This is a genomic window from Cohnella yongneupensis (genome assembly GCF_042655785.1).
In the GTDB taxonomy this organism is placed as follows: Bacteria; Bacillota; Bacilli; order Paenibacillales; family Paenibacillaceae; genus Cohnella; species Cohnella yongneupensis.
Genome location: NZ_JBHSNC010000003.1, coordinates 32,955 through 50,807 on the forward strand (window position 1 = coordinate 32,955; position 17,853 = coordinate 50,807).

Annotated in this window: 29 protein-coding genes; 27 read left to right on the forward strand and 2 right to left on the reverse strand. The window is 50.5% G+C overall.

The genetic code is table 11. From position 1 onward, the window contains the following. The first annotated feature begins 43 nt into the window (after positions 1 to 43). The 3 genes from rpsG (at position 44) to tuf (ending at position 3,962) form a co-directional block, all read left to right on the forward strand. Complete coding sequence (gene rpsG, locus ACFPQ4_RS00850) at positions 44 to 514, forward strand: 30S ribosomal protein S7 (protein ID WP_378109818.1); 471 nt, start codon at positions 44 to 46, stop codon at positions 512 to 514. An 89-nt stretch (positions 515 to 603) separates the two neighbouring features. Beyond that, the gene (fusA, locus tag ACFPQ4_RS00855; RefSeq protein WP_378109819.1) at positions 604 to 2,679 is read left to right on the forward strand and encodes an elongation factor G; all 2,076 of its coding nucleotides are present in this window, start codon (positions 604 to 606) and stop codon (positions 2,677 to 2,679) included. Between the two features lie 92 nt (positions 2,680 to 2,771). Then, positions 2,772 to 3,962, forward strand: a complete 1,191-nt coding sequence (gene tuf / locus ACFPQ4_RS00860) for an elongation factor Tu (protein WP_378109820.1) — start codon at positions 2,772 to 2,774, stop codon at positions 3,960 to 3,962. 81 nt (positions 3,963 to 4,043) lie between these two features. Here the strand turns inward: tuf and ACFPQ4_RS00865 are convergent, their stop codons facing one another. After that, positions 4,044 to 4,640 (reverse strand): YitT family protein, encoded by a 597-nt coding sequence (locus ACFPQ4_RS00865; RefSeq protein WP_378109821.1) that lies wholly within the window; start codon positions 4,638 to 4,640, stop codon positions 4,044 to 4,046. An 89-nt stretch (positions 4,641 to 4,729) separates the two neighbouring features. Beyond that, complete coding sequence (locus ACFPQ4_RS00870; RefSeq protein ID WP_378109822.1) at positions 4,730 to 5,431, reverse strand: DUF421 domain-containing protein; 702 nt, start codon at positions 5,429 to 5,431, stop codon at positions 4,730 to 4,732. A gap of 331 nt (positions 5,432 to 5,762) precedes the next feature. On the opposite strand from ACFPQ4_RS00870, the gene rpsJ reads away from it, so the two are divergent. The 24 genes from rpsJ (at position 5,763) to map (ending at position 17,847) form a co-directional block, all read left to right on the forward strand. Beyond that, a complete protein-coding gene (rpsJ, locus tag ACFPQ4_RS00875; RefSeq protein ID WP_027087350.1) occupies positions 5,763 to 6,071 on the forward strand; it encodes a 30S ribosomal protein S10 in 309 nt (102 codons plus the stop codon). Positions 6,072 to 6,122: 51 nt separating this feature from the next. Next, entirely contained in the window at positions 6,123 to 6,743 is a 621-nt protein-coding gene (gene rplC, locus ACFPQ4_RS00880) for a 50S ribosomal protein L3 (protein ID WP_378109823.1), read from the forward strand. Between the two features lie 30 nt (positions 6,744 to 6,773). Then, on the forward strand, positions 6,774 to 7,397 hold the full coding sequence (gene rplD, locus ACFPQ4_RS00885) for a 50S ribosomal protein L4 (RefSeq protein WP_378109824.1): 624 nt from the start codon (positions 6,774 to 6,776) through the stop codon (positions 7,395 to 7,397). Beyond that, a complete protein-coding gene (rplW, locus tag ACFPQ4_RS00890) occupies positions 7,397 to 7,690 on the forward strand; it encodes a 50S ribosomal protein L23 (RefSeq protein WP_378109825.1) in 294 nt (97 codons plus the stop codon). Before rplD ends, rplW begins: the two co-directional genes overlap by 1 nt. A gap of 29 nt (positions 7,691 to 7,719) precedes the next feature. Beyond that, positions 7,720 to 8,550, forward strand: coding sequence for a 50S ribosomal protein L2 (gene rplB / locus ACFPQ4_RS00895; protein ID WP_378109827.1), 831 nt, complete (start codon positions 7,720 to 7,722; stop codon positions 8,548 to 8,550). Positions 8,551 to 8,606: 56 nt separating this feature from the next. Further along, positions 8,607 to 8,888, forward strand: a complete 282-nt coding sequence (gene rpsS / locus ACFPQ4_RS00900) for a 30S ribosomal protein S19 (protein ID WP_378109828.1) — start codon at positions 8,607 to 8,609, stop codon at positions 8,886 to 8,888. Between the two features lie 54 nt (positions 8,889 to 8,942). Beyond that, complete coding sequence (gene rplV / locus ACFPQ4_RS00905; RefSeq protein ID WP_378109829.1) at positions 8,943 to 9,281, forward strand: 50S ribosomal protein L22; 339 nt, start codon at positions 8,943 to 8,945, stop codon at positions 9,279 to 9,281. A 13-nt stretch (positions 9,282 to 9,294) separates the two neighbouring features. Further along, a complete protein-coding gene (rpsC, locus tag ACFPQ4_RS00910; protein ID WP_378109830.1) occupies positions 9,295 to 9,957 on the forward strand; it encodes a 30S ribosomal protein S3 in 663 nt (220 codons plus the stop codon). 2 nt (positions 9,958 to 9,959) lie between these two features. Continuing rightward, a complete protein-coding gene (rplP, locus tag ACFPQ4_RS00915; protein WP_378109831.1) occupies positions 9,960 to 10,397 on the forward strand; it encodes a 50S ribosomal protein L16 in 438 nt (145 codons plus the stop codon). Continuing rightward, complete coding sequence (rpmC, locus tag ACFPQ4_RS00920) at positions 10,384 to 10,581, forward strand: 50S ribosomal protein L29 (RefSeq protein ID WP_378109832.1); 198 nt, start codon at positions 10,384 to 10,386, stop codon at positions 10,579 to 10,581. Before rplP ends, rpmC begins: the two co-directional genes overlap by 14 nt. Before the next feature lie 24 nt (positions 10,582 to 10,605). Then, a complete protein-coding gene (gene rpsQ / locus ACFPQ4_RS00925) occupies positions 10,606 to 10,872 on the forward strand; it encodes a 30S ribosomal protein S17 (protein WP_378109833.1) in 267 nt (88 codons plus the stop codon). A gap of 34 nt (positions 10,873 to 10,906) precedes the next feature. Beyond that, a complete protein-coding gene (gene rplN / locus ACFPQ4_RS00930) occupies positions 10,907 to 11,275 on the forward strand; it encodes a 50S ribosomal protein L14 (protein ID WP_378109834.1) in 369 nt (122 codons plus the stop codon). 43 nt (positions 11,276 to 11,318) lie between these two features. Beyond that, a complete protein-coding gene (rplX, locus tag ACFPQ4_RS00935) occupies positions 11,319 to 11,672 on the forward strand; it encodes a 50S ribosomal protein L24 (protein ID WP_378109835.1) in 354 nt (117 codons plus the stop codon). A 36-nt stretch (positions 11,673 to 11,708) separates the two neighbouring features. Then, the gene (gene rplE / locus ACFPQ4_RS00940; protein ID WP_378109836.1) at positions 11,709 to 12,251 is read left to right on the forward strand and encodes a 50S ribosomal protein L5; all 543 of its coding nucleotides are present in this window, start codon (positions 11,709 to 11,711) and stop codon (positions 12,249 to 12,251) included. Positions 12,252 to 12,302: 51 nt separating this feature from the next. Beyond that, positions 12,303 to 12,488, forward strand: coding sequence for a type Z 30S ribosomal protein S14 (locus tag ACFPQ4_RS00945; RefSeq protein WP_378109837.1), 186 nt, complete (start codon positions 12,303 to 12,305; stop codon positions 12,486 to 12,488). Positions 12,489 to 12,518: 30 nt separating this feature from the next. Continuing rightward, a complete protein-coding gene (rpsH, locus tag ACFPQ4_RS00950) occupies positions 12,519 to 12,917 on the forward strand; it encodes a 30S ribosomal protein S8 (RefSeq protein WP_378109838.1) in 399 nt (132 codons plus the stop codon). A gap of 30 nt (positions 12,918 to 12,947) precedes the next feature. Then, positions 12,948 to 13,490, forward strand: a complete 543-nt coding sequence (gene rplF, locus ACFPQ4_RS00955) for a 50S ribosomal protein L6 (protein WP_378109839.1) — start codon at positions 12,948 to 12,950, stop codon at positions 13,488 to 13,490. A 73-nt stretch (positions 13,491 to 13,563) separates the two neighbouring features. Continuing rightward, positions 13,564 to 13,929, forward strand: a complete 366-nt coding sequence (gene rplR, locus ACFPQ4_RS00960) for a 50S ribosomal protein L18 (RefSeq protein ID WP_378109840.1) — start codon at positions 13,564 to 13,566, stop codon at positions 13,927 to 13,929. Positions 13,930 to 13,958: 29 nt separating this feature from the next. Then, a complete protein-coding gene (rpsE, locus tag ACFPQ4_RS00965; protein ID WP_378109842.1) occupies positions 13,959 to 14,456 on the forward strand; it encodes a 30S ribosomal protein S5 in 498 nt (165 codons plus the stop codon). A gap of 13 nt (positions 14,457 to 14,469) precedes the next feature. Then, positions 14,470 to 14,649 (forward strand): 50S ribosomal protein L30, encoded by a 180-nt coding sequence (gene rpmD / locus ACFPQ4_RS00970; RefSeq protein WP_378109843.1) that lies wholly within the window; start codon positions 14,470 to 14,472, stop codon positions 14,647 to 14,649. A 39-nt stretch (positions 14,650 to 14,688) separates the two neighbouring features. Next, positions 14,689 to 15,132 (forward strand): 50S ribosomal protein L15, encoded by a 444-nt coding sequence (gene rplO, locus ACFPQ4_RS00975; protein WP_378109844.1) that lies wholly within the window; start codon positions 14,689 to 14,691, stop codon positions 15,130 to 15,132. Continuing rightward, positions 15,132 to 16,424, forward strand: coding sequence for a preprotein translocase subunit SecY (secY, locus tag ACFPQ4_RS00980; RefSeq protein ID WP_378109845.1), 1,293 nt, complete (start codon positions 15,132 to 15,134; stop codon positions 16,422 to 16,424). The genes rplO and secY overlap by 1 nt, the downstream gene beginning before the upstream one ends. A 25-nt stretch (positions 16,425 to 16,449) precedes the next feature. Further along, complete coding sequence (locus ACFPQ4_RS00985; RefSeq protein WP_378109846.1) at positions 16,450 to 17,094, forward strand: adenylate kinase; 645 nt, start codon at positions 16,450 to 16,452, stop codon at positions 17,092 to 17,094. Positions 17,095 to 17,100: 6 nt separating this feature from the next. Then, entirely contained in the window at positions 17,101 to 17,847 is a 747-nt protein-coding gene (gene map / locus ACFPQ4_RS00990; protein WP_378109847.1) for a type I methionyl aminopeptidase, read from the forward strand. Positions 17,848 to 17,853: the final 6 nt, after the last annotated feature.

Genomic DNA, 17,853 nt, shown 5'->3' on the forward strand with positions numbered 1-17,853 from the left:
AGCTCAGCTAGATGAACAGGAATGAGAAAGGAGGAATTTTTCGATGCCACGTAAAGGACCAGTAACGAAACGGGACGTGCTCCCGGATCCGTTATATAACAGCAAGCTCGTTACGCGCCTTATCAACCGTATTATGATCGACGGTAAGAGAGGCGTTGCTTCGCAACTTCTGTATGATGCATTCAACTTGATTAAAGAGCGTTCGGGTAAAGATCCAATGGAGGTCTTCGAAGCTGCTATCAAGAACATCATGCCTGTACTTGAAGTTAAAGCACGCCGCGTTGGCGGTGCCAACTACCAAGTGCCGATCGAAGTTAAGCCAGAGCGTCGTACGTCCCTTGGACTGCGTTGGTTGGTTAACTACTCCCGCAACCGCGGCGAGAAGACGATGGAAGAGCGTCTGGCGGCTGAAATCCTGGATGCTTCCAACAACACGGGAGCTGCAGTGAAGAAGCGTGAGGACACTCACAAAATGGCAGAAGCGAACAAAGCGTTCGCTCACTACCGCTGGTAGGATTTGTTGGACACATCGATTGTCGGGATCGCCGAGCGAACCTGTCATCGAAGGTCCTTTAGCAAGTCAAATGAAGGGAGACAGACGTCATGGCAAGAGAGTTCTCCTTGCAAAATACGCGTAATATCGGCATTATGGCGCATATTGACGCGGGTAAAACCACGACGACTGAGCGTATCTTGTTCTACACCGGCCGCGTTCACAAAATCGGAGAGGTGCATGAAGGCGCCGCTACGATGGACTGGATGGAACAAGAGCAAGAGCGCGGAATCACGATTACGTCCGCAGCTACGACTGCTCAGTGGAAGGGTCACCGCATCAATATTATCGACACTCCGGGTCACGTTGACTTTACGGTAGAGGTCGAGCGCTCCTTGCGCGTATTGGACGGGGCAGTTGGCGTATTTAGCGCCAAAGAAGGCGTAGAGCCTCAATCCGAGACGGTATGGCGTCAAGCCGACCGTTACGGCGTACCTCGTATCGCTTATGTTAACAAAATGGATATCATCGGCGCGGACTTCCTGAACGTCGTTAAAGACATGAAGGAACGCCTTGGCGCTAATGCTGTCGCAATCCAACTGCCGATCGGCGCAGAGAACGTATTCACGGGTATGATCGACCTCGTTGAGATGGTCGCTTACAAATACCAAGACGATCTCGGCAAAGATCCGGTTACGGGCGACATTCCGGCAGAACTGCAAGCACAAGCTGAAGAGCTTCGCGCAGTGCTCGTCGAGAAAGTAGCGGAACTTGACGAAGAGTTGATGATGAAGTATCTGGAAGGCGAAGAAATTTCGATTCCGGAACTGAAAGCAGCTCTACGTAGAGGCGTCTGCGAAGTGAAAATCTTCCCAGTCGTTTGCGGTTCTTCTTACCGTAACAAAGGCGTTCAACCGATGTTGGATGCGGTCGTTGACTACCTGCCTTCTCCTGTAGACGTTCCTGATATCAAGGGACATCTCGACGACGGTACGGAAACGATCCGTAAATCGGATGACAGCCAGCCGTTCTCGGCACTGGCATTCAAAATCATGACCGACCCGTTCGTCGGTAAGTTGACGTTCTTCCGCGTATATTCCGGCGTTCTGAATGCTGGCTCTTACGTTGTGAATGCAACGAAAAACAAACGCGAACGCGTAGGCCGTATTCTTCAAATGCATGCGAACAGCCGTCAAGAAATCAGCATCGTGTATGCTGGTGACATCGCAGCTGCAGTAGGCTTGAAAGATACGACGACCGGTGACACGTTGTGCGACGAGAAAAACCCAGTTATCCTGGAGTCGATGAACTTCCCAGAGCCGGTTATCCAGCTCGCGGTAGAACCAAAGACGAAGGCTGACCAAGACAAAATGGGTATCGCGCTGCAAAAACTGTCCGAGGAAGATCCTACGTTCCGCGCTCACACGGACGAAGAAACTGGACAAACGATCATCGCGGGTATGGGCGAGCTCCACTTGGAGATTCTCGTCGACCGTATGCTTCGTGAGTTCAAGGTTGAAACGAACGTTGGTAAGCCGCAAGTTGCTTACCGCGAGACTTTCAAGTCTGCTGCACGCGTTGAAGGTAAGTTCGTACGTCAATCCGGCGGCCGTGGTCAATATGGCCATTGTTGGGTTGAGTTCGAACCACAAGAAGCAGGCGCAGGATTCTTGTTCGAGAGCAAAGTCGTCGGTGGAGCGATTCCGCGTGAGTATATTGCTCCGATCGGTGCTGGTATCGAAGAATCGATGAAAAATGGCGTACTCGCTGGCTTCCCGCTAGTTGACGTAAAAGCCACCGTAGTCGATGGTTCGTACCATGACGTCGACTCCAACGAGATGGCGTTCAAAATCGCCGGTTCGATGGCGCTTAAAGCAGCCAAGGAGAAATGTAACCCTTGCTTGCTCGAGCCGATCATGAAGGTCGAAGTTACGGTTCCGGAAGAATATTTCGGAGACGTAATGGGTATGCTGAGCTCCCGTCGTGGACGCATTGAAGGTACGGATTCGCGCTTCGGCGCTCAAATCATCCGCGCTAAAGTGCCTTTGGCGGAAATGTTCGGTTACTCCACGACGCTTCGTTCCGGTACGCAAGGTCGCGGCGTGTTCTCGATGGAACTGTCGCACTACGAAGAAGTGCCTAAGTCGATCGGCGAAGAAATCATCGCTAAGCACAAAGGCAACTAATCAAGTAGGAAATAGGTGTGAACGAGAACCGTAATGCGGTTCTCCACACCCCCACTATATTACTTTTTACTTATTAAGGAGGAAATTGAACCATGGGAAAAGCGAAGTTTGAACGTAATAAGCCGCACGTTAATATCGGTACGATCGGTCACGTCGACCACGGTAAAACGACATTGACGGCTGCAATCACGACTGTTCTTTCCAAAAGATATGGTGGAGCTGCAGTAGCATTCGACCAAATCGACAAAGCGCCAGAAGAGCGCGAGCGTGGTATCACGATTTCCACTGCACACGTTGAGTACGAGACGAACAACCGTCACTACGCTCACGTTGACTGCCCTGGACATGCTGACTACGTTAAGAACATGATCACCGGTGCTGCACAAATGGATGGCGCTATCCTCGTTTGTTCCGCTGCTGACGGCCCAATGCCGCAAACGCGCGAGCACATCTTGCTTTCCAAGCAAGTAGGTGTTCCTTACATCGTCGTATTCTTGAACAAATGCGACATGGTTGAAGACGAAGAATTGCTTGAGCTTGTTGAGATGGAAGTTCGCGACCTTCTGAACGAGTACGAGTTCCCAGGCGATGATACTCCAATCATCCGCGGTTCTGCTCGTGAAGCTCTTCAAAACCCTGACGGCCCTTGGGCTGACAAAATCGTTGAGCTGTTCGAAGCAGTCGACAGCTACATCCCACAACCAGAGCGCGCAACTGACAAGCCTTTCTTGATGCCAGTTGAGGACGTGTTCACGATCACTGGTCGTGGTACGGTTGCAACGGGTCGCGTTGAGCGTGGTATCGTTAAAGTCGGCGATGAAGTTGAAATCGTTGGCCTTCACGAAGAAACTCGCAAATCCGTAGTAACGGGCGTTGAAATGTTCCGCAAATTGCTTGACCAAGCACAAGCGGGCGACAACGTCGGCGCATTGCTTCGCGGCGTAGACCGTAAAGACATCGAGCGTGGACAAGTAATTGCAAAACCAAACTCCGTTAAGCCACACACTGAGTTTACGGCGCAAATCTACGTTCTGACTTCCGGTGAAGGCGGCCGTCATAAGCCTTTCTTCACAGGCTACCGTCCACAATTCTACTTCCGTACGACTGACGTTACGGGCATCATCAACTTGCCAGAAGGCACTGAGATGGTTATGCCAGGCGATAACATCACAGTTACGGTTTCCCTGATCGCTCCAATCGCTGTTGAAGAAGGCACGCGTTTCGCAATCCGCGAAGGCGGCCGTACGGTTGGCGCTGGCGCAGTTGCTTCCATCCAGAAGTAATCTGAGCTTAAACGCTAAGAAGGCTTTCCCCTCGGGGAAAGCCTTCTTTTTTGTTTCTTCTATATATAGAAGAAACGCATTCTATCTCGCTTTAATCTTGAGCGTAAATAAGCTCGTAACAATACCTCCCGCGCAAACCGTCGCCACCGACAAGAAGAACGTGTCGGCGCTAAACAACAAACCTCCGATGCTGACGATGATCGCGTCCAATAACCAGATAATAATTCCGACGTTGAGACGCCGGTTGTCCGTTAACAGCTTGGCTAGAAGATCCAATCCTCCGGTGCTTGTATTATAACGAAGCAATATACCGAATCCGAGACCGATGAACAGTCCTCCGATTACGGAGCTTGTAAAAGGATTGATTCGGATCTCATATCTAAAGTGGTAGGTATAGGGCTCGAGAACGTCTATGAAGTAGGAGAGGAATAGCATCCCGTATAAGCTGTGGAACAACATAATTTTATCCTTGAACCAAGCAAATACGAATACTGGAATGCTGCACACGAACAAGAAGAGACCTACGCGAACCTCGAACATGTAATTGGCTATCAGTGCCAAGCCGATGACTCCGCCGTCCAACACTTTGATGGGCATTAGGAAGAAGTCGATGCCTATTGCGATTAACATACATCCAATTATGATCGCCAAAAGCTTTGAAAACGAGAGCAACGTCAATCAGCCCCTTAAGTCAGCCTGTCTTAACTATATGGCGGACATGCGGGGCTGATGAGTGAGACTATTCGTTTTCAGTGACTATATTCTTATTAATGGGTGTTTTGAGCCTGCCTGTCAAAAGGATCGAGGTAAAGCTTGTTTTGCGAATCCACTTGAGCTAAGTATATGTCTTCATGTCGGGTGCCCAGCTGCTTGAGCTTGGCATTTAACCAGTTTTCGTTCAACCCGACTCTCTTTAACGAATCCTCCAGCACTTTGCCGTCCATGATAATGGTCATCGGGGCCTTTTCAGGCGTGACGACCATTCCGATGTCTGAAGGCGTTAACGGCTGATACTGTTTCTTCAATAATACGTTTAGTTCGCCGCTCGTATCCAATATCGCGAATTCAACCGTATCGATATTGAAGACGGAATTTCTTCGAAGCATTTCAAGCAGCTCGTCAGACGTTATTCGTTCCTTTTTTAAGTTGCGTTCCAAGATCTTACCGTTCTGAATCAATACCGTCGCTTTGCCATCGATGAGATCTCGAGCCTTTTTACTCTTCAATTGCAGGTATTCGATTGCGAGTGACAAGGTGACCCAAGCAACTAAAGCAACTAGACCCAACAACCAATGGGAATCCGTATCCAAAGACAGGTAAGCTGCCATGTTGCCGATCGAGATTCCGGTGATGTACTCGAAGGTCGACAACTGCGATACTTGTCTTTTGCCAAGAAGGCGAGTCAATACGAATAGTACGAGCACAGCCATAAGCGTACGAAAACTAACCTGCAACCATTCCGGCACCATGAACTCCTCCTCTGCGGGCTCGTACTAAGGTTATCCAGTTATGCGTTTCTTCATTAAAAGCATTGTTTGCCAACATCGTGCGCTCGTGGAACGAAGCCTTGCAAGACAAGGATTGTCCGATAAATTAGTTGTTGAAAATAAGCATAAATTATTGTTGCATTCACATGGGCAAATCGCTATAATAGTGAATGTTGGTCTGTGACTGTGCGTCGATGTGAGAGGTTGCCGACACACCCGGCCCCTTTGCCATAGAGTGGGAACGGGGTTGTGGCGGGTTATTCTCGCGGAGTATGTCCGATTCCAAAATTGGGCGAATGAAGGAGGGAATTATATGGCTAAGCAAAAAATCCGTATCCGTTTGAAAGCCTACGATCACCGTATCCTGGATCAATCCGCGGAGAAAATCGTAGAAACGGCAAAACGTACTGGTGCAGGTGTTTCTGGGCCAATTCCGTTGCCGACGGAAAAGCAAATCATTACGATTCTGCGTGCTGTGCATAAGTACAAGGACTCGCGCGAGCAGTTCGAAATGCGTACGCACAAGCGTCTGATTGATATCGTCAATCCTACGCCGCAAACAGTCGATGCGCTTATGCGTCTTGACCTGCCATCCGGCGTTGATATCGAAATCAAGCTTTAATCTAGAGTACAGCAACCATAATTAGATCCATCAAGGAAAAGAGGTGTCAACATGCCAGGAATCTTGGGACGTAAACTCGGAATGACTCAAATCTTCGCAGCGGACGGAAGCGTCGTGCCTGTAACGGTTATTGAAGCAACTCCGAACGTCGTGCTCCAAAAGAAAAGCTCGGACAACGACGGATACGAAGCAATCCAGCTCGGCTTCGCGGACAAACGCGAAAAGCTAGCTACTAAACCAGCCATCGGCCATGCTAAAAAAGCAGGCACGGCGCCCAAGCGCTTCATTCGCGAAATCAGCGGTTCGTCCGACCTCGAAGTCGGTGCGGAAGTCAAAGTTGACGTTTTTGCTGAAGGCGCGTTTGTTGACGTAACAGGTGTTTCCAAAGGTAAAGGAACTACGGGCGCAATCAAACGTTGGGGCTTCCAACGCGGTAAAATGACGCACGGTTCGAAATACCACCGCGGTAACGGTTCGCTTGCGACGATTCGCGACGCTAACCGCGTACCAAAAGGTAAAAAAATGCACGGCCGTATGGGTAGCGAAACGATCACCGTACAAAACCTTGAAGTCGTTAGAGTCGACCTCGAGCGCAACGTACTGTTGATCAAAGGCTCCGTACCGGGCGCGCGCAACAGCTACATCAAAATCCGCTCGTCGGTGAAGAAATAATTTACAACGGTTAAGAAAGGAGGACCACTCATGCCGAAAGTGACTGTTTATAACGTTGACGGCAAGCCGGTTAGCGAACTGGATCTGCCTGAAGCGATTTTCGGACTTCAGCCTAACACCCACGTTCTGCACAGCGCGGTATTGCTTCAACAAGCTTCGCTTCGCTCCGGAACGCACGACGTCAAAGGACGTTCGGAAGTTAGCGGTGGCGGACGTAAGCCTTGGAAACAAAAAGGAACCGGACGCGCGCGTCAAGGTAGTATCCGTTCGCCGCAATGGAAAGGCGGCGGTATCGTATTCGGACCTACTCCGCGTAGCTACGGATTCAAATTGCCTCGTAAAGTTCGTCGTTTGGCGATTAAATCGGCTTTGTCCAGCAAAGTCATCTCGAATCAAATCATCGTTCTGGATCAACTGAGCTTGTCCACGCCTAAAACGAAGGACTTCGCTAAAATCCTGAACAACCTCAAAGTTGAGCGCAAAGCACTTGTTGTTACCGCTAACTATGAGCAAAATGTGGCCCTGTCCGCACGTAACATCCCAGGCGTTAAATTTGTCGCTGCAGATGGAATCAACGTGCTTGACGTGATGAGACATGATCAACTGATCATCACGACGGAAGCGGTCGCTAAAGTTGAGGAGGTGTTCGCGTAATGAAGAACCCCCGCGATGTGATCAAACGGCCGGTAATTACGGAGCGCACAAGCGAATTCGTCGAACAACAGAAATACGTGTTCGAAGTTGACTTGAGAGCTAACAAAACGGAAATCAAGCAAGCGGTTGAAGCGATCTTCAAAGTTAAGGTCGTTAACGTCAATACGCTGCGCGTACCTGCTAAGCCTAAGCGCTATGGCAAACACAGCGGATATACTTCCGAATGGAAGAAAGCGTTCGTAACGCTGTCCGCAGATAGCAAGCCGCTCGAATTCTTCGAAGCGTCGGTTTGATAAGTCTCTAAAGTAAGGAGGGAAACCAAGTGCCAGTCAAAAAGTTTAATCCGACAACGCCGAGCCGCCGTCAAATGACGATGTCGACGTTCGAAGAAATTACGGCAACAACGCCGGAGAAATCTTTGCTTGCACCTCTGAGCAAACGCGCAGGTCGTAACCATCAAGGTAAGATCACTGTTCGCCATCACGGCGGCGGTCACAAGCGCAAATACCGGATCATCGATTTCAAACGCACGAAGGACGGCATTCCCGGCCGCGTGGCTACGATTGAATACGATCCGAACCGTACGTCTTACATCGCACTGATCAACTATGCAGATGGCGAAAAGACATACATCATCGCTCCTAAAGGGCTGAAAGTCGGAGATCAAATCTTCTCCGGTCCAGAAGCTGACATTAAAGTAGGTAACGCGCTTCCGCTCGAGAACATCCCGGTTGGTACGCTTATCCACAACATTGAGTTGAAACCAGGCAAAGGCGGCCAAATGGTTCGCGCTGCAGGTACGGAAGCTCAATTGCTCGGTAAAGAAACGCAATACGTGACCATTCGTTTGGCTTCCGGCGAAATCCGCCGCGTTCTCAAACAATGCCGCGCAACGATTGGTTCCGTAGGCAACCAAGACCACGAGCTGATTAACATCGGTAAAGCTGGTCGTAACCGTCATCTGGGCAAACGCCCAACCGTCCGCGGCGTCGTAATGAACCCGGTCGATCACCCGCACGGTGGTGGCGAAGGCCGTGCTCCAATCGGTCGCAAATCCCCGCTTTCTCCATGGGGCAAGCCAACGCTTGGCTACAAAACTCGCAAGAAGAAAAAAGCATCGAGCCAATATATCGTTCGTCGCCGCAGCAAGTAATTGCTTAGCGGCATGAACGCCACTCGCTCAAGCCGTGTCGAAGGGAGGAGCATTCCATGGGTCGCAGTTTGAAAAAAGGGCCTTTCGTGGATGGCTATCTGCTGAAAAAAGTGGAAGAGCTGTCCGGCAACAACAAAAAAGCCGTAATTAAAACTTGGTCTCGTCGTTCGACGATCTTCCCTCAATTCGTGGGCCACACGTTCGCAGTGTATGACGGACGTAAGCATGTGCCAGTATACGTATCTGAGGATATGGTTGGACATAAGCTCGGAGAATTCGCGCCTACGCGCACATTCAAAGGCCATTCCGACGACGACAAGAAAACGGGCAAACGATAAAAACCCTACGGTTGGCTAGGCCAACGTACGTAACGTAAGGGAGGAGGTACATCGATGTCTCAACAAGCGAAAGCTGTTGTGAATAACATTCGCATTCCGGCTCGCAAAGTCCGTCTGGTCGTAGACCTGATTCGCGGCAAAAAAGTGGGCGAAGCGATTGCCATTCTGCGCCACACGCCGCGTTCGGCATCTCCTGTTGTGGAGAAGCTGCTGAACTCTGCGATTGCTAACGCTGAACACAACTACCAGCTCGACGTGAACAAATTGGTCGTTTCTGAAGCCTTTGTCAACGAAGGTGCTACGATGAAACGATTCCAACCGCGTTCCCAAGGTCGCGCATTCAGCATCTTTAAGCGCTCCAGCCACATTACGCTGGTCGTATCCGAAAAATAAGGAGGGACAACGTGTGGGTCAAAAGGTAAATCCCGTCGGTCTTCGTATCGGCGTAATCCGTGATTGGGAATCCAAATGGTACGCTGACAAAGATTTCGGCACTCTTCTTATGGAAGATGTCAAAATCCGCGAATTCCTCAAAAATAAGCTTAAAGAAGCAGCGGTTTCCAAAATCGAAATCGAACGTGCTGCTAACCGCGTTAACGTAACGATTCATACGGCTAAGCCGGGTATCGTAATCGGTAAAGGCGGCGCAGAAGTCGAAGTGCTTCGCGGTCAACTGACCAAATTGTCCAACGGCAAAAAAGTGCACATTAATATCTCCGAGATCAAAAATCCGGAAATGGACGCGATCCTTGTTGCTGAGAGCATTGCTCAACAACTCGAACGCCGCGTATCCTTCCGCCGCGCGATGAAGCAAGCTATGCAACGCACGCAACGCGCCGGCGCTAAAGGTATCAAAACTTCCGTTAGCGGTCGTCTGGGCGGCGCGGAAATCGCTCGTCAAGAAGGCTACAGCGAAGGCACAGTGCCATTGCACACGCTTCGCGCAGACATCGATTACGGTACGGCAGAAGCGCATACGACATATGGCCGCATCGGCGTAAAAGTATGGATCTACCGTGGCGAAGTCCTTCCGACGAAGAAAAGAGCAGTTGAGGAAGGAGGCAACTAATCATGCTGGTCCCAAAACGCGTAAAACACCGCAAAGAACATCGCGGTAAAATGAAAGGTCGCGCAAAAGGCGGCGCTGAAGTGCATTTCGGTGAATTCGGTTTGCAAGCTATGGAGCCTTCCTGGGTAACAAACCGTCAAATCGAAGCTGCTCGTATCGCCATGACTCGTTACATCAAACGCGGTGGTAAAGTGTGGATCAAAATTTTCCCTGCTAAACCAATCACCCAAAAGCCTCTCGAGGTACGGATGGGTAGCGGTAAAGGTAACGTAGAAGCATGGGTCGCTGTAGTTAAGCCGGGCAAAATCTTGTTCGAGCTTGCAGGCGTATCCGAGGAGATCGCACGTGAAGCGATGCGTCTTGCTGCACACAAGCTGCCTATCAAGACGAAGTTTGTGAAACGTGAAGAACTGGGTGGTGAAGCAAATGAAAGCCAGTGAGTTTCGTAACCTGACTTCGGCGGAACTCGAACAGAAGATCGCCGGCTTCAAGGAAGAGCTGTTCAACCTCCGCTTCCAACTGGCTACTGGCCAACTGGACAACCCGCATCGCCTTGGCGACTTGCGGAAAGAAATTGCTCGGGCCAAAACGATTTTGCGCGAGCGTGAACTCGGCATCTCTTAATAACCCGAGAAAAGGAGGATTACCATGAGCGATCGTAACAACAACCGTAAAGTACAACTCGGTAAAGTCGTTAGCGACAAGATGGACAAAACGATTGTGGTAGCTGTTGAAACGTACAAAAAACACAGCCTTTACCACAAACGGATTAAATACACGAAGAAATTCAAAGCGCACGATGAGAACAATGATGCTCAAATCGGCGACACAGTAAGAATCATGGAGACCCGCCCGTTGTCGAAAGACAAAAACTGGCGTTTGATCGAAATCGTCGAGAAAGTCGTATTGGCTTAATCGACCGATCAGTGACTGAAAGGAGGACTTTGCGATGATTCAACCGTTTACGCGTCTTGCAGTTGCTGACAACTCCGGCGCTAAAGAATTGATGTGCATTCGCGTGCTTGGCGGTACAGGCCGCCGCGTAGGAGCCATCGGTGATCTGATCGTAGCTTCCGTAAAACAAGCAACACCAGGCGGCGTTGTCAAAAAGGGTGACGTAGTCAAATGCGTTATCGTTCGTACGAAACGCTCGGTGCGCCGTAAAGACGGATCCTATATCGCGTTCGATGAGAACGCGGCCGTAATCGTTAAAGAAGATAAGAGCCCACGCGGTACTCGTATCTTTGGACCAGTTGCACGCGAACTTCGCGAGCGCGACTTCATGAAAATCATTTCCCTGGCACCGGAAGTTCTATAACTAACGGTTTCGGAACCGAAGAAACAGGCTAGGAGGTGGACCCATGCCCCGTTTGAAAAAAGTGCTTGAATCGCACAACAATAAACTGCACGTGAAGAAAGACGATAACGTTATCGTCATCACGGGCAAAGATAAAGGGAAAAAAGGCCGCATTATCGCTGCGTATCCGCGCGAAAATCGTGTGCTTGTAGAAGGCGTCAATATGGTGAAGCGCCATACACGCCCGAACCCAACGAACCAACAAGGCGGTATCATCGAGCGCGAAGCGCCGATTCACGTGTCCAACGTGATGCATATCGATCCTAAGAGCGGCAAAGCGACTCGTGTCGGCTACAAAGTGCTCGAAAACGGCAAGAAAATCCGGATCGCTAAAAAATCCGGTCAAGAGATCGATTAATTCGAAAGTAAGACGGAAAGGAGGTCATTGTGACTCATGGCAGCAAGAATGAAGGAACGTTTTCAGAACGAAATCACTCCTGCTCTGATGCAGAAGTTTAGCTACAAGTCGGTTATGCAAGTGCCGAAGATCGAGAAAGTCGTCATCAACATGGGTGTCGGCGAGGCAGTCTCTAACTCCAAAATTATGGACAATGCCGTAGAGGATATGCAGAAGATCGCTGGTCAAAAACCAGTAATCACGCGTTCCAAAAAATCGATCGCAGGCTTCCGCCTTCGTGAAAATGTACCTATCGGCGCTAAAGTAACGCTACGCGGCGACCGTATGTATTACTTCCTGGACAAATTGTTCAACATTTCCTTGCCACGCGTACGTGACTTCCGCGGCGTATCGACCAAATCGTTCGATGGACGCGGAAACTACACGCTGGGCTTGAAAGAGCAATTGATCTTCCCGGAAATCGAGTATGACAAGATTGATAAAGTTCGCGGGATGGACATCGTCATCGTAACGACGGCGCAATCGGACGAAGAAGCGCGTGAGCTGCTCACCCAATTGGGTATGCCGTTTGCGAAGTGACGCCAACCCCGGCCTAATTAGCAAAAGGTACCCAATGGAGGTGTAAAGCAAGTGGCAAAAACATCGATGAAGGTCAAGCAACAACGCGAGCCGAAGTTTAAAGTCCAAGCTTACACGCGTTGCGAACGTTGCGGCCGTCCGCATTCGGTTCTTCAAAAGTTCAAGATCTGCCGGATCTGTTTCCGTGAGTTGGCATACAAAGGCCAGATTCCTGGCGTCAAAAAAGCGAGCTGGTAATCAGCCTAGTTCGGGAAGGAGGTTTACCCCATGGTTATGTCTGATCCAATTGCAGATATGCTGACGCGCATTCGCAACGCGAATCTAGTGCGTCACGAGTCTGTGGAACTGCCTGCATCCACGGTTAAGAAGCAAATTGCTGAAATCCTTAAACGTGAAGGCTTTATCCGCGACGCAGAATATGTAGAAGATAACAAACAAGGTTTGATCCGTATTTTCTTGAAATACGGCCCGAACAACGAGCGCGTTATCACAGGCCTCAAACGCATCAGCAAACCCGGCCTGCGCGTATACACGAAATCTAACGAAGTACCGCGCGTGCTGGGTGGCCTCGGCATCGCGATCATTTCCACATCCAAAGGCATCGTAACCGACAAGGAAGCCCGTCAAGGCAAATCCGGCGGCGAAGTGCTTTGCTACGTTTGGTAATTTAACTGTTACAAGATTGGAGGTGTACCCATGTCCCGTATTGGTCGCAAACCGATCCAGGTGCCTAGCAGCGTGAACGTGAACCTGGACAACAACGTAATCACGGTTAAAGGCCCGAAAGGTTCTTTGTCCCGTGAGTTGCATAAAGACATGAAAGTGTCTGTTGCTTCCGATGTTATTACTGTAGAACGTCCTTCAGATAACAAACTTCACCGCTCGCTGCACGGAACGACCCGCAGCGTAGTAGCTAACATGGTTAACGGTGTAACCGAAGGTTACATCAAGAACCTTGATCTGGTTGGTGTAGGTTACCGTGCAAGTAAATCCGGCGATAAGCTGGTATTGAACGTTGGTTACTCCCATCCGGTTGAAATCGTTCCTGCAAGCGGCATTGAGTTCGAAGTGCCAGCGCAGAACAGAATCATCGTTAAAGGGATCGATAAAGAAGCAGTCGGCGAGATTGCTGCTAAGATCCGCGCTGTTCGTCCTCCTGAGCCTTACAAAGGTAAAGGTATCAAGTACGAAGGCGAACGCATCCTTCGTAAAGAAGGTAAAGCAGGTAAGAAGAAGTAAGTTGAGAAGTAGGTTGCGGGTGGCCTAAAAACTGCCCATATGCAACGACAACTTGAAGGGAGTGACCTTTCGGATGATTTCCAAAGGCGATAAGAATAAAGCGCGCTTGAAGCGTCACCTTCGGGTGCGCAAGAAGATCACCGGTACGAACGAGCGTCCGCGCTTGTCCGTATTCCGTTCTTCCAAGCACATCTACGCGCAATTGATCGACGACGTCAAAGGCGTAACGCTCGCTAGCGCATCTACGGTTGACAAAGAACTTGCCGATATCGGCAATGGCGGTAACGTTGAGTCCGCTCGCAAAGTCGGCGAGCTCATCGCTAATCGCGCTAAAGCTAAAGGCTATGAGAACGTCGTGTTCGATCGCGGCGGCTACCTGTACCATGGACGTATCCAAGCGCTGGCTGACGCTGCACGCGAAGCTGGCCTTCAGTTTTAATTCACTTTTTGCACAAGGAGGTAAACGACTTGCGTGTAGATCCGAATACGTTGGAACTTACCGAAAAGATGGTTCAAATTAATCGCGTCTCCAAAACCGTAAAAGGCGGACGTAGAATGAGTTTCAGCGCACTAGTAGTTGTCGGCGACGGCAAAGGCTGGGTTGGCGCTGGTATCGGTAAAGCTTCCGAAGTTCAAGAAGCAATCCGTAAAGGCGTCGACGACGCTAAGAAAAAGCTCATTCACGTTCCATTGGTCGGCACGACCATTCCGCACACGGTTGAAGGACGCTTCGGCGCCGGCAAAGTGTTGCTGAAACCTGCTTCCGAAGGTACGGGCGTAATCGCGGGCGGTCCTGTCCGCGCAGTGCTCGAACTTGCTGGTGTCGGTGATATTTTGACGAAATCGCTCGGTTCCTCCAACTCCATTAACATGATCAATGCGACGTTGGAAGGGCTATCCCGCCTGAAACGCGCCGAAGACGTAGCGAAACTGCGCGGCAAAACCGTAGCAGAGCTATTCCGTTAAGGAGGGGAAACAGATGGCACAGCTTCAAATTACCCTCGTGCGCAGTTTGATCGGCCGTCCCGAGAACCAACGCCAATCGGTGCAAACTCTCGGACTTCGTAAGCTGCATCAAACTGTAGTTAGAGAAGATAACGTGGCAACTCGCGGTCTTGTTAATACCGTTAGCCACTTGGTCGAAGTTAAAGAAGTTTAAGATTTAATTAGCATAACTCTCAAGGAGGTGCGACGTACGATGAAATTGCATGAGCTATCTCCGAACGAAGGCTCGACGTTCACGCGGAAACGTGTTGGACGCGGCGCCGGAAGCGGTCTCGGCAAAACGTCCGGTCGCGGTCATAAAGGGCAAAACGCTCGTTCCGGCGGCGGTGTTCGTCCCGGTTTCGAGGGTGGTCAAAACCCACTTTACCGTCGAGTTCCTAAACGCGGCTTTAACAACGATCGTTTTGCTACTGAATTCGCAATTGTTAACCTGAACCAACTGAACCGTTTTGCGGCTGGTACTGATGTTACCCCAGATTTGCTTCTCTCCGAGGGCATTCTGAAGAACGCGAAAGACGGTATCAAGATTCTGGGCAATGGCGAACTGAATGTAGGGCTGACTGTTAAAGCTCACAAGTTTTCGCAGTCTGCAGTAGAAAAAATTCAGGCCGCCGGCGGTAAAACCGAGGTGATCTAATGTTCGCGACCGTCACTAACATTTGGAAGGTAGTGGACCTTCGCAGGAAGATCCTCTTTACCCTTTTCATCCTGTTTGTTTATCGCATCGGTGCCTTCATTCCGGTTCCGAACATTGACAAGGACGCACTGACGCAGGCTGGAACATCGGGTAGCGATTTGTTCGGCCTGCTGAATACGTTCTCCGGTGGTGCTCTGTTCCACTTCTCCATTTTTGCACTGGGTATCACTCCGTACATCACGGCTTCGATTATCGTTCAGTTGCTTTCGATGGATGTCATTCCGAAGTTCTCCGAATGGCAGAAGGAAGGCGAGAACGGTAAGCGTAAGTTAGCGCAGGTTACACGTTACGGGACGGTCATTCTTGGGATAATCCAAGCCTTCGCAACGGCCATCGGGTTCCACCGGATGTACGGTATGGTTATCGACCCTACGGTCGCTACCTACCTCATGATTGCGATTGTATTGACTGCAGGTACCGCGTTCTTAATGTGGTTGGGCGAACAGATCAACGAGAAGGGCGTAGGTAACGGGATCTCGATCCTCATCTTCGCTGCCATCGTTGCTGCTATTCCTAAACATGCACGCGATATCTATGCATCTCAATTCACGAACTCGGATCAAGTGTTTCTAAACGTCGTGAAGATGGTCGTCATCCTGCTCGTAATCATCCTGATTATTGCAGGGGTTATCTTCATTCAACAAGGCGTACGCAAAATTCCGGTTCAATACGCTAAACGGGTTGTCGGACAAAAAATGTACGGCGGCCAATCCACCCACATTCCTCTTAAGGTTAATGGGGCGGGCGTAATTCCGGTTATCTTCGCGGTATCGCTGCTTACATTCCCAATTACGATCGCGCAGTTCTGGTCGACGCATGGTTGGGCACAATGGGTCATCAATCATCTGTACTACGACAAGCCGCTCGGCATGTTGCTGTACGTATTGCTGATCATCGGTTTCACCTTCTTCTACACGTTCGTGCAATTCAATCCGCAACAACTTGCGGACAACATGAAGAAGAACGGCGGTTACATCCCGGGTATTCGTCCTGGTAAGCCAACGCAAGGCTATCTGATGCGCGTAATTACTCGCATCACGCTCGCTGGCGCTGTCTTCCTTGCACTGATCTCGGTATTGCCGGTATTCTTCGGAACGTTGGCTGACTTGCCGCGTACGGTTAAGCTCGGTGGTACTTCGCTCTTGATCGTTATCGGGGTCGCACTCGAGACGATGAAGCAGATCGAAAGCCAGCTGATCAAACGTCACTACAAAGGGTTTATCAATAAGTAATAACGAGTCGACAGGAGGAACAACAATGAACATTTTGTTTATGGGGCCTCCTGGCGCCGGTAAAGGAACGCAGGCAGAACGGATCGTCGAGCAATTCGGCGTTCCGCATATCTCCACCGGTGATGCGTTTCGTTTAGCCATGAAGCAAGGTACGCCGCTTGGATTGAAGGCGAAAGAGTACGTTGATCAAGGCCTTCTTGTTCCCGATGAAGTGACGAACGGCATCGTGCGCGATCGTCTTGCGGAGCCCGATTGCGCGAGCGGATTTCTGCTCGACGGGTTTCCTCGGACGTTAGCTCAAGCCGAAGCGTTGGACGGTATGCTAAGCGAAATGGGTCGCAAAATCGATCATGTCATCAACCTCAAGGTCGACCGCAGCTTCTTGCTCGCTCGCTTGACAGGCAGACGGATTTGTAAATCTTGCGGAACGACGTATCATATTCTTTTCAACCCGCCGAAGCAGGAAGGCATCTGTGATAAGGACGGGGGAGAGCTGTACCAGCGTTCCGACGATACGGAAGAAAAAGTCGGTACTCGTCTTGATGAGTATACTAGCAAGACGGCACCGCTTCTTACGTATTACGGCGACAAAGGATTGCTCCGCGAAGTAGACGGGGAGAAGGACATCGATGCGGTTACGGCCGAGATCGGTTCCCTTCTCAGAGGGTAATCGGCCATGATCGTATGCAAGTCTGACAAAGAACTGAACTTGATGCGTGAAGCAGGGCGGATCGTGGCGGAAACCCATCGTCTGATGAAGCAGGCTGTACAGCCTGGCGTCACAACCGCCGAATTGGATCGAATTGCGGATACGTACATTCGAAGCCAAGGCGCCGTCCCCTCTTTTAAAGGTTACAACGGTTTTCCGGCCAGCATATGCGCTTCCACTAACGAGGAACTCGTTCATGGGTTCCCCGGACCGAGGAAGCTCGTAGAAGGCGACATCATCAGCATCGATATCGGCGCGCAGTATAAAGGCTTCCATGGCGACTCCGCTTGGACCTACGGCGTCGGTCGCATATCCGATGAAGCGCAACGGCTGCTCGACGTGACCGAAGCATCGCTCTTCGCGGGGCTCGAGCTCGTTCGTCCAGACGTTCGACTGTTTACCGTTTCACACGGCATTCAGAAGGTCATCGAAGAAGCAGGTTTCTCGGTGGTTAGGGAGTACGTAGGTCACGGAGTAGGCAAAGACCTCCATGAGGAACCGCAAATTCCGAACTACGGTATGCCGGACCGCGGGCCTCGGCTTAAACCGGGAATGACGCTTGCGATCGAACCGATGGTTGTCGTAGGAGAACGCTACGTGAAGACGTTGTCCGATAATTGGACCGTCGTCACGGTCGACGGATCGCTGTGCGCGCATTTCGAGCATACGATTGCCGTAACCGAAGACGGGTACGAAATCTTAACCCGTGCGTAAAGCTAG

What these genes read in the sequence shown, in the direction of transcription:
- rpsG (WP_378109818.1), top strand. Translation starts at nt 44, where the DNA reads ATGCCACGTAAAGGACCAGTAACGAAACGGGACGTGCTCCCGGATCCG.
- fusA (WP_378109819.1), top strand. Translation starts at nt 604, where the DNA reads ATGGCAAGAGAGTTCTCCTTGCAAAATACGCGTAATATCGGCATTATG.
- tuf (WP_378109820.1), top strand. Translation starts at nt 2,772, where the DNA reads ATGGGAAAAGCGAAGTTTGAACGTAATAAGCCGCACGTTAATATCGGT.
- ACFPQ4_RS00870 (WP_378109822.1), bottom strand. Translation starts at nt 5,431, where the DNA reads ATGGTGCCGGAATGGTTGCAGGTTAGTTTTCGTACGCTTATGGCTGTG.
- rpsJ (WP_027087350.1), top strand. Translation starts at nt 5,763, where the DNA reads ATGGCTAAGCAAAAAATCCGTATCCGTTTGAAAGCCTACGATCACCGT.
- rplC (WP_378109823.1), top strand. Translation starts at nt 6,123, where the DNA reads ATGCCAGGAATCTTGGGACGTAAACTCGGAATGACTCAAATCTTCGCA.
- rplD (WP_378109824.1), top strand. Translation starts at nt 6,774, where the DNA reads ATGCCGAAAGTGACTGTTTATAACGTTGACGGCAAGCCGGTTAGCGAA.
- rplW (WP_378109825.1), top strand. Translation starts at nt 7,397, where the DNA reads ATGAAGAACCCCCGCGATGTGATCAAACGGCCGGTAATTACGGAGCGC.
- rpsS (WP_378109828.1), top strand. Translation starts at nt 8,607, where the DNA reads ATGGGTCGCAGTTTGAAAAAAGGGCCTTTCGTGGATGGCTATCTGCTG.
- rplV (WP_378109829.1), top strand. Translation starts at nt 8,943, where the DNA reads ATGTCTCAACAAGCGAAAGCTGTTGTGAATAACATTCGCATTCCGGCT.
- rplP (WP_378109831.1), top strand. Translation starts at nt 9,960, where the DNA reads ATGCTGGTCCCAAAACGCGTAAAACACCGCAAAGAACATCGCGGTAAA.
- rpmC (WP_378109832.1), top strand. Translation starts at nt 10,384, where the DNA reads ATGAAAGCCAGTGAGTTTCGTAACCTGACTTCGGCGGAACTCGAACAG.
- rpsQ (WP_378109833.1), top strand. Translation starts at nt 10,606, where the DNA reads ATGAGCGATCGTAACAACAACCGTAAAGTACAACTCGGTAAAGTCGTT.
- rplN (WP_378109834.1), top strand. Translation starts at nt 10,907, where the DNA reads ATGATTCAACCGTTTACGCGTCTTGCAGTTGCTGACAACTCCGGCGCT.
- rplX (WP_378109835.1), top strand. Translation starts at nt 11,319, where the DNA reads ATGCCCCGTTTGAAAAAAGTGCTTGAATCGCACAACAATAAACTGCAC.
- rplE (WP_378109836.1), top strand. Translation starts at nt 11,709, where the DNA reads ATGGCAGCAAGAATGAAGGAACGTTTTCAGAACGAAATCACTCCTGCT.
- rpsH (WP_378109838.1), top strand. Translation starts at nt 12,519, where the DNA reads ATGGTTATGTCTGATCCAATTGCAGATATGCTGACGCGCATTCGCAAC.
- rplF (WP_378109839.1), top strand. Translation starts at nt 12,948, where the DNA reads ATGTCCCGTATTGGTCGCAAACCGATCCAGGTGCCTAGCAGCGTGAAC.
- rplR (WP_378109840.1), top strand. Translation starts at nt 13,564, where the DNA reads ATGATTTCCAAAGGCGATAAGAATAAAGCGCGCTTGAAGCGTCACCTT.
- rpmD (WP_378109843.1), top strand. Translation starts at nt 14,470, where the DNA reads ATGGCACAGCTTCAAATTACCCTCGTGCGCAGTTTGATCGGCCGTCCC.
- rplO (WP_378109844.1), top strand. Translation starts at nt 14,689, where the DNA reads ATGAAATTGCATGAGCTATCTCCGAACGAAGGCTCGACGTTCACGCGG.
- secY (WP_378109845.1), top strand. Translation starts at nt 15,132, where the DNA reads ATGTTCGCGACCGTCACTAACATTTGGAAGGTAGTGGACCTTCGCAGG.
- ACFPQ4_RS00985 (WP_378109846.1), top strand. Translation starts at nt 16,450, where the DNA reads ATGAACATTTTGTTTATGGGGCCTCCTGGCGCCGGTAAAGGAACGCAG.
- map (WP_378109847.1), top strand. Translation starts at nt 17,101, where the DNA reads ATGATCGTATGCAAGTCTGACAAAGAACTGAACTTGATGCGTGAAGCA.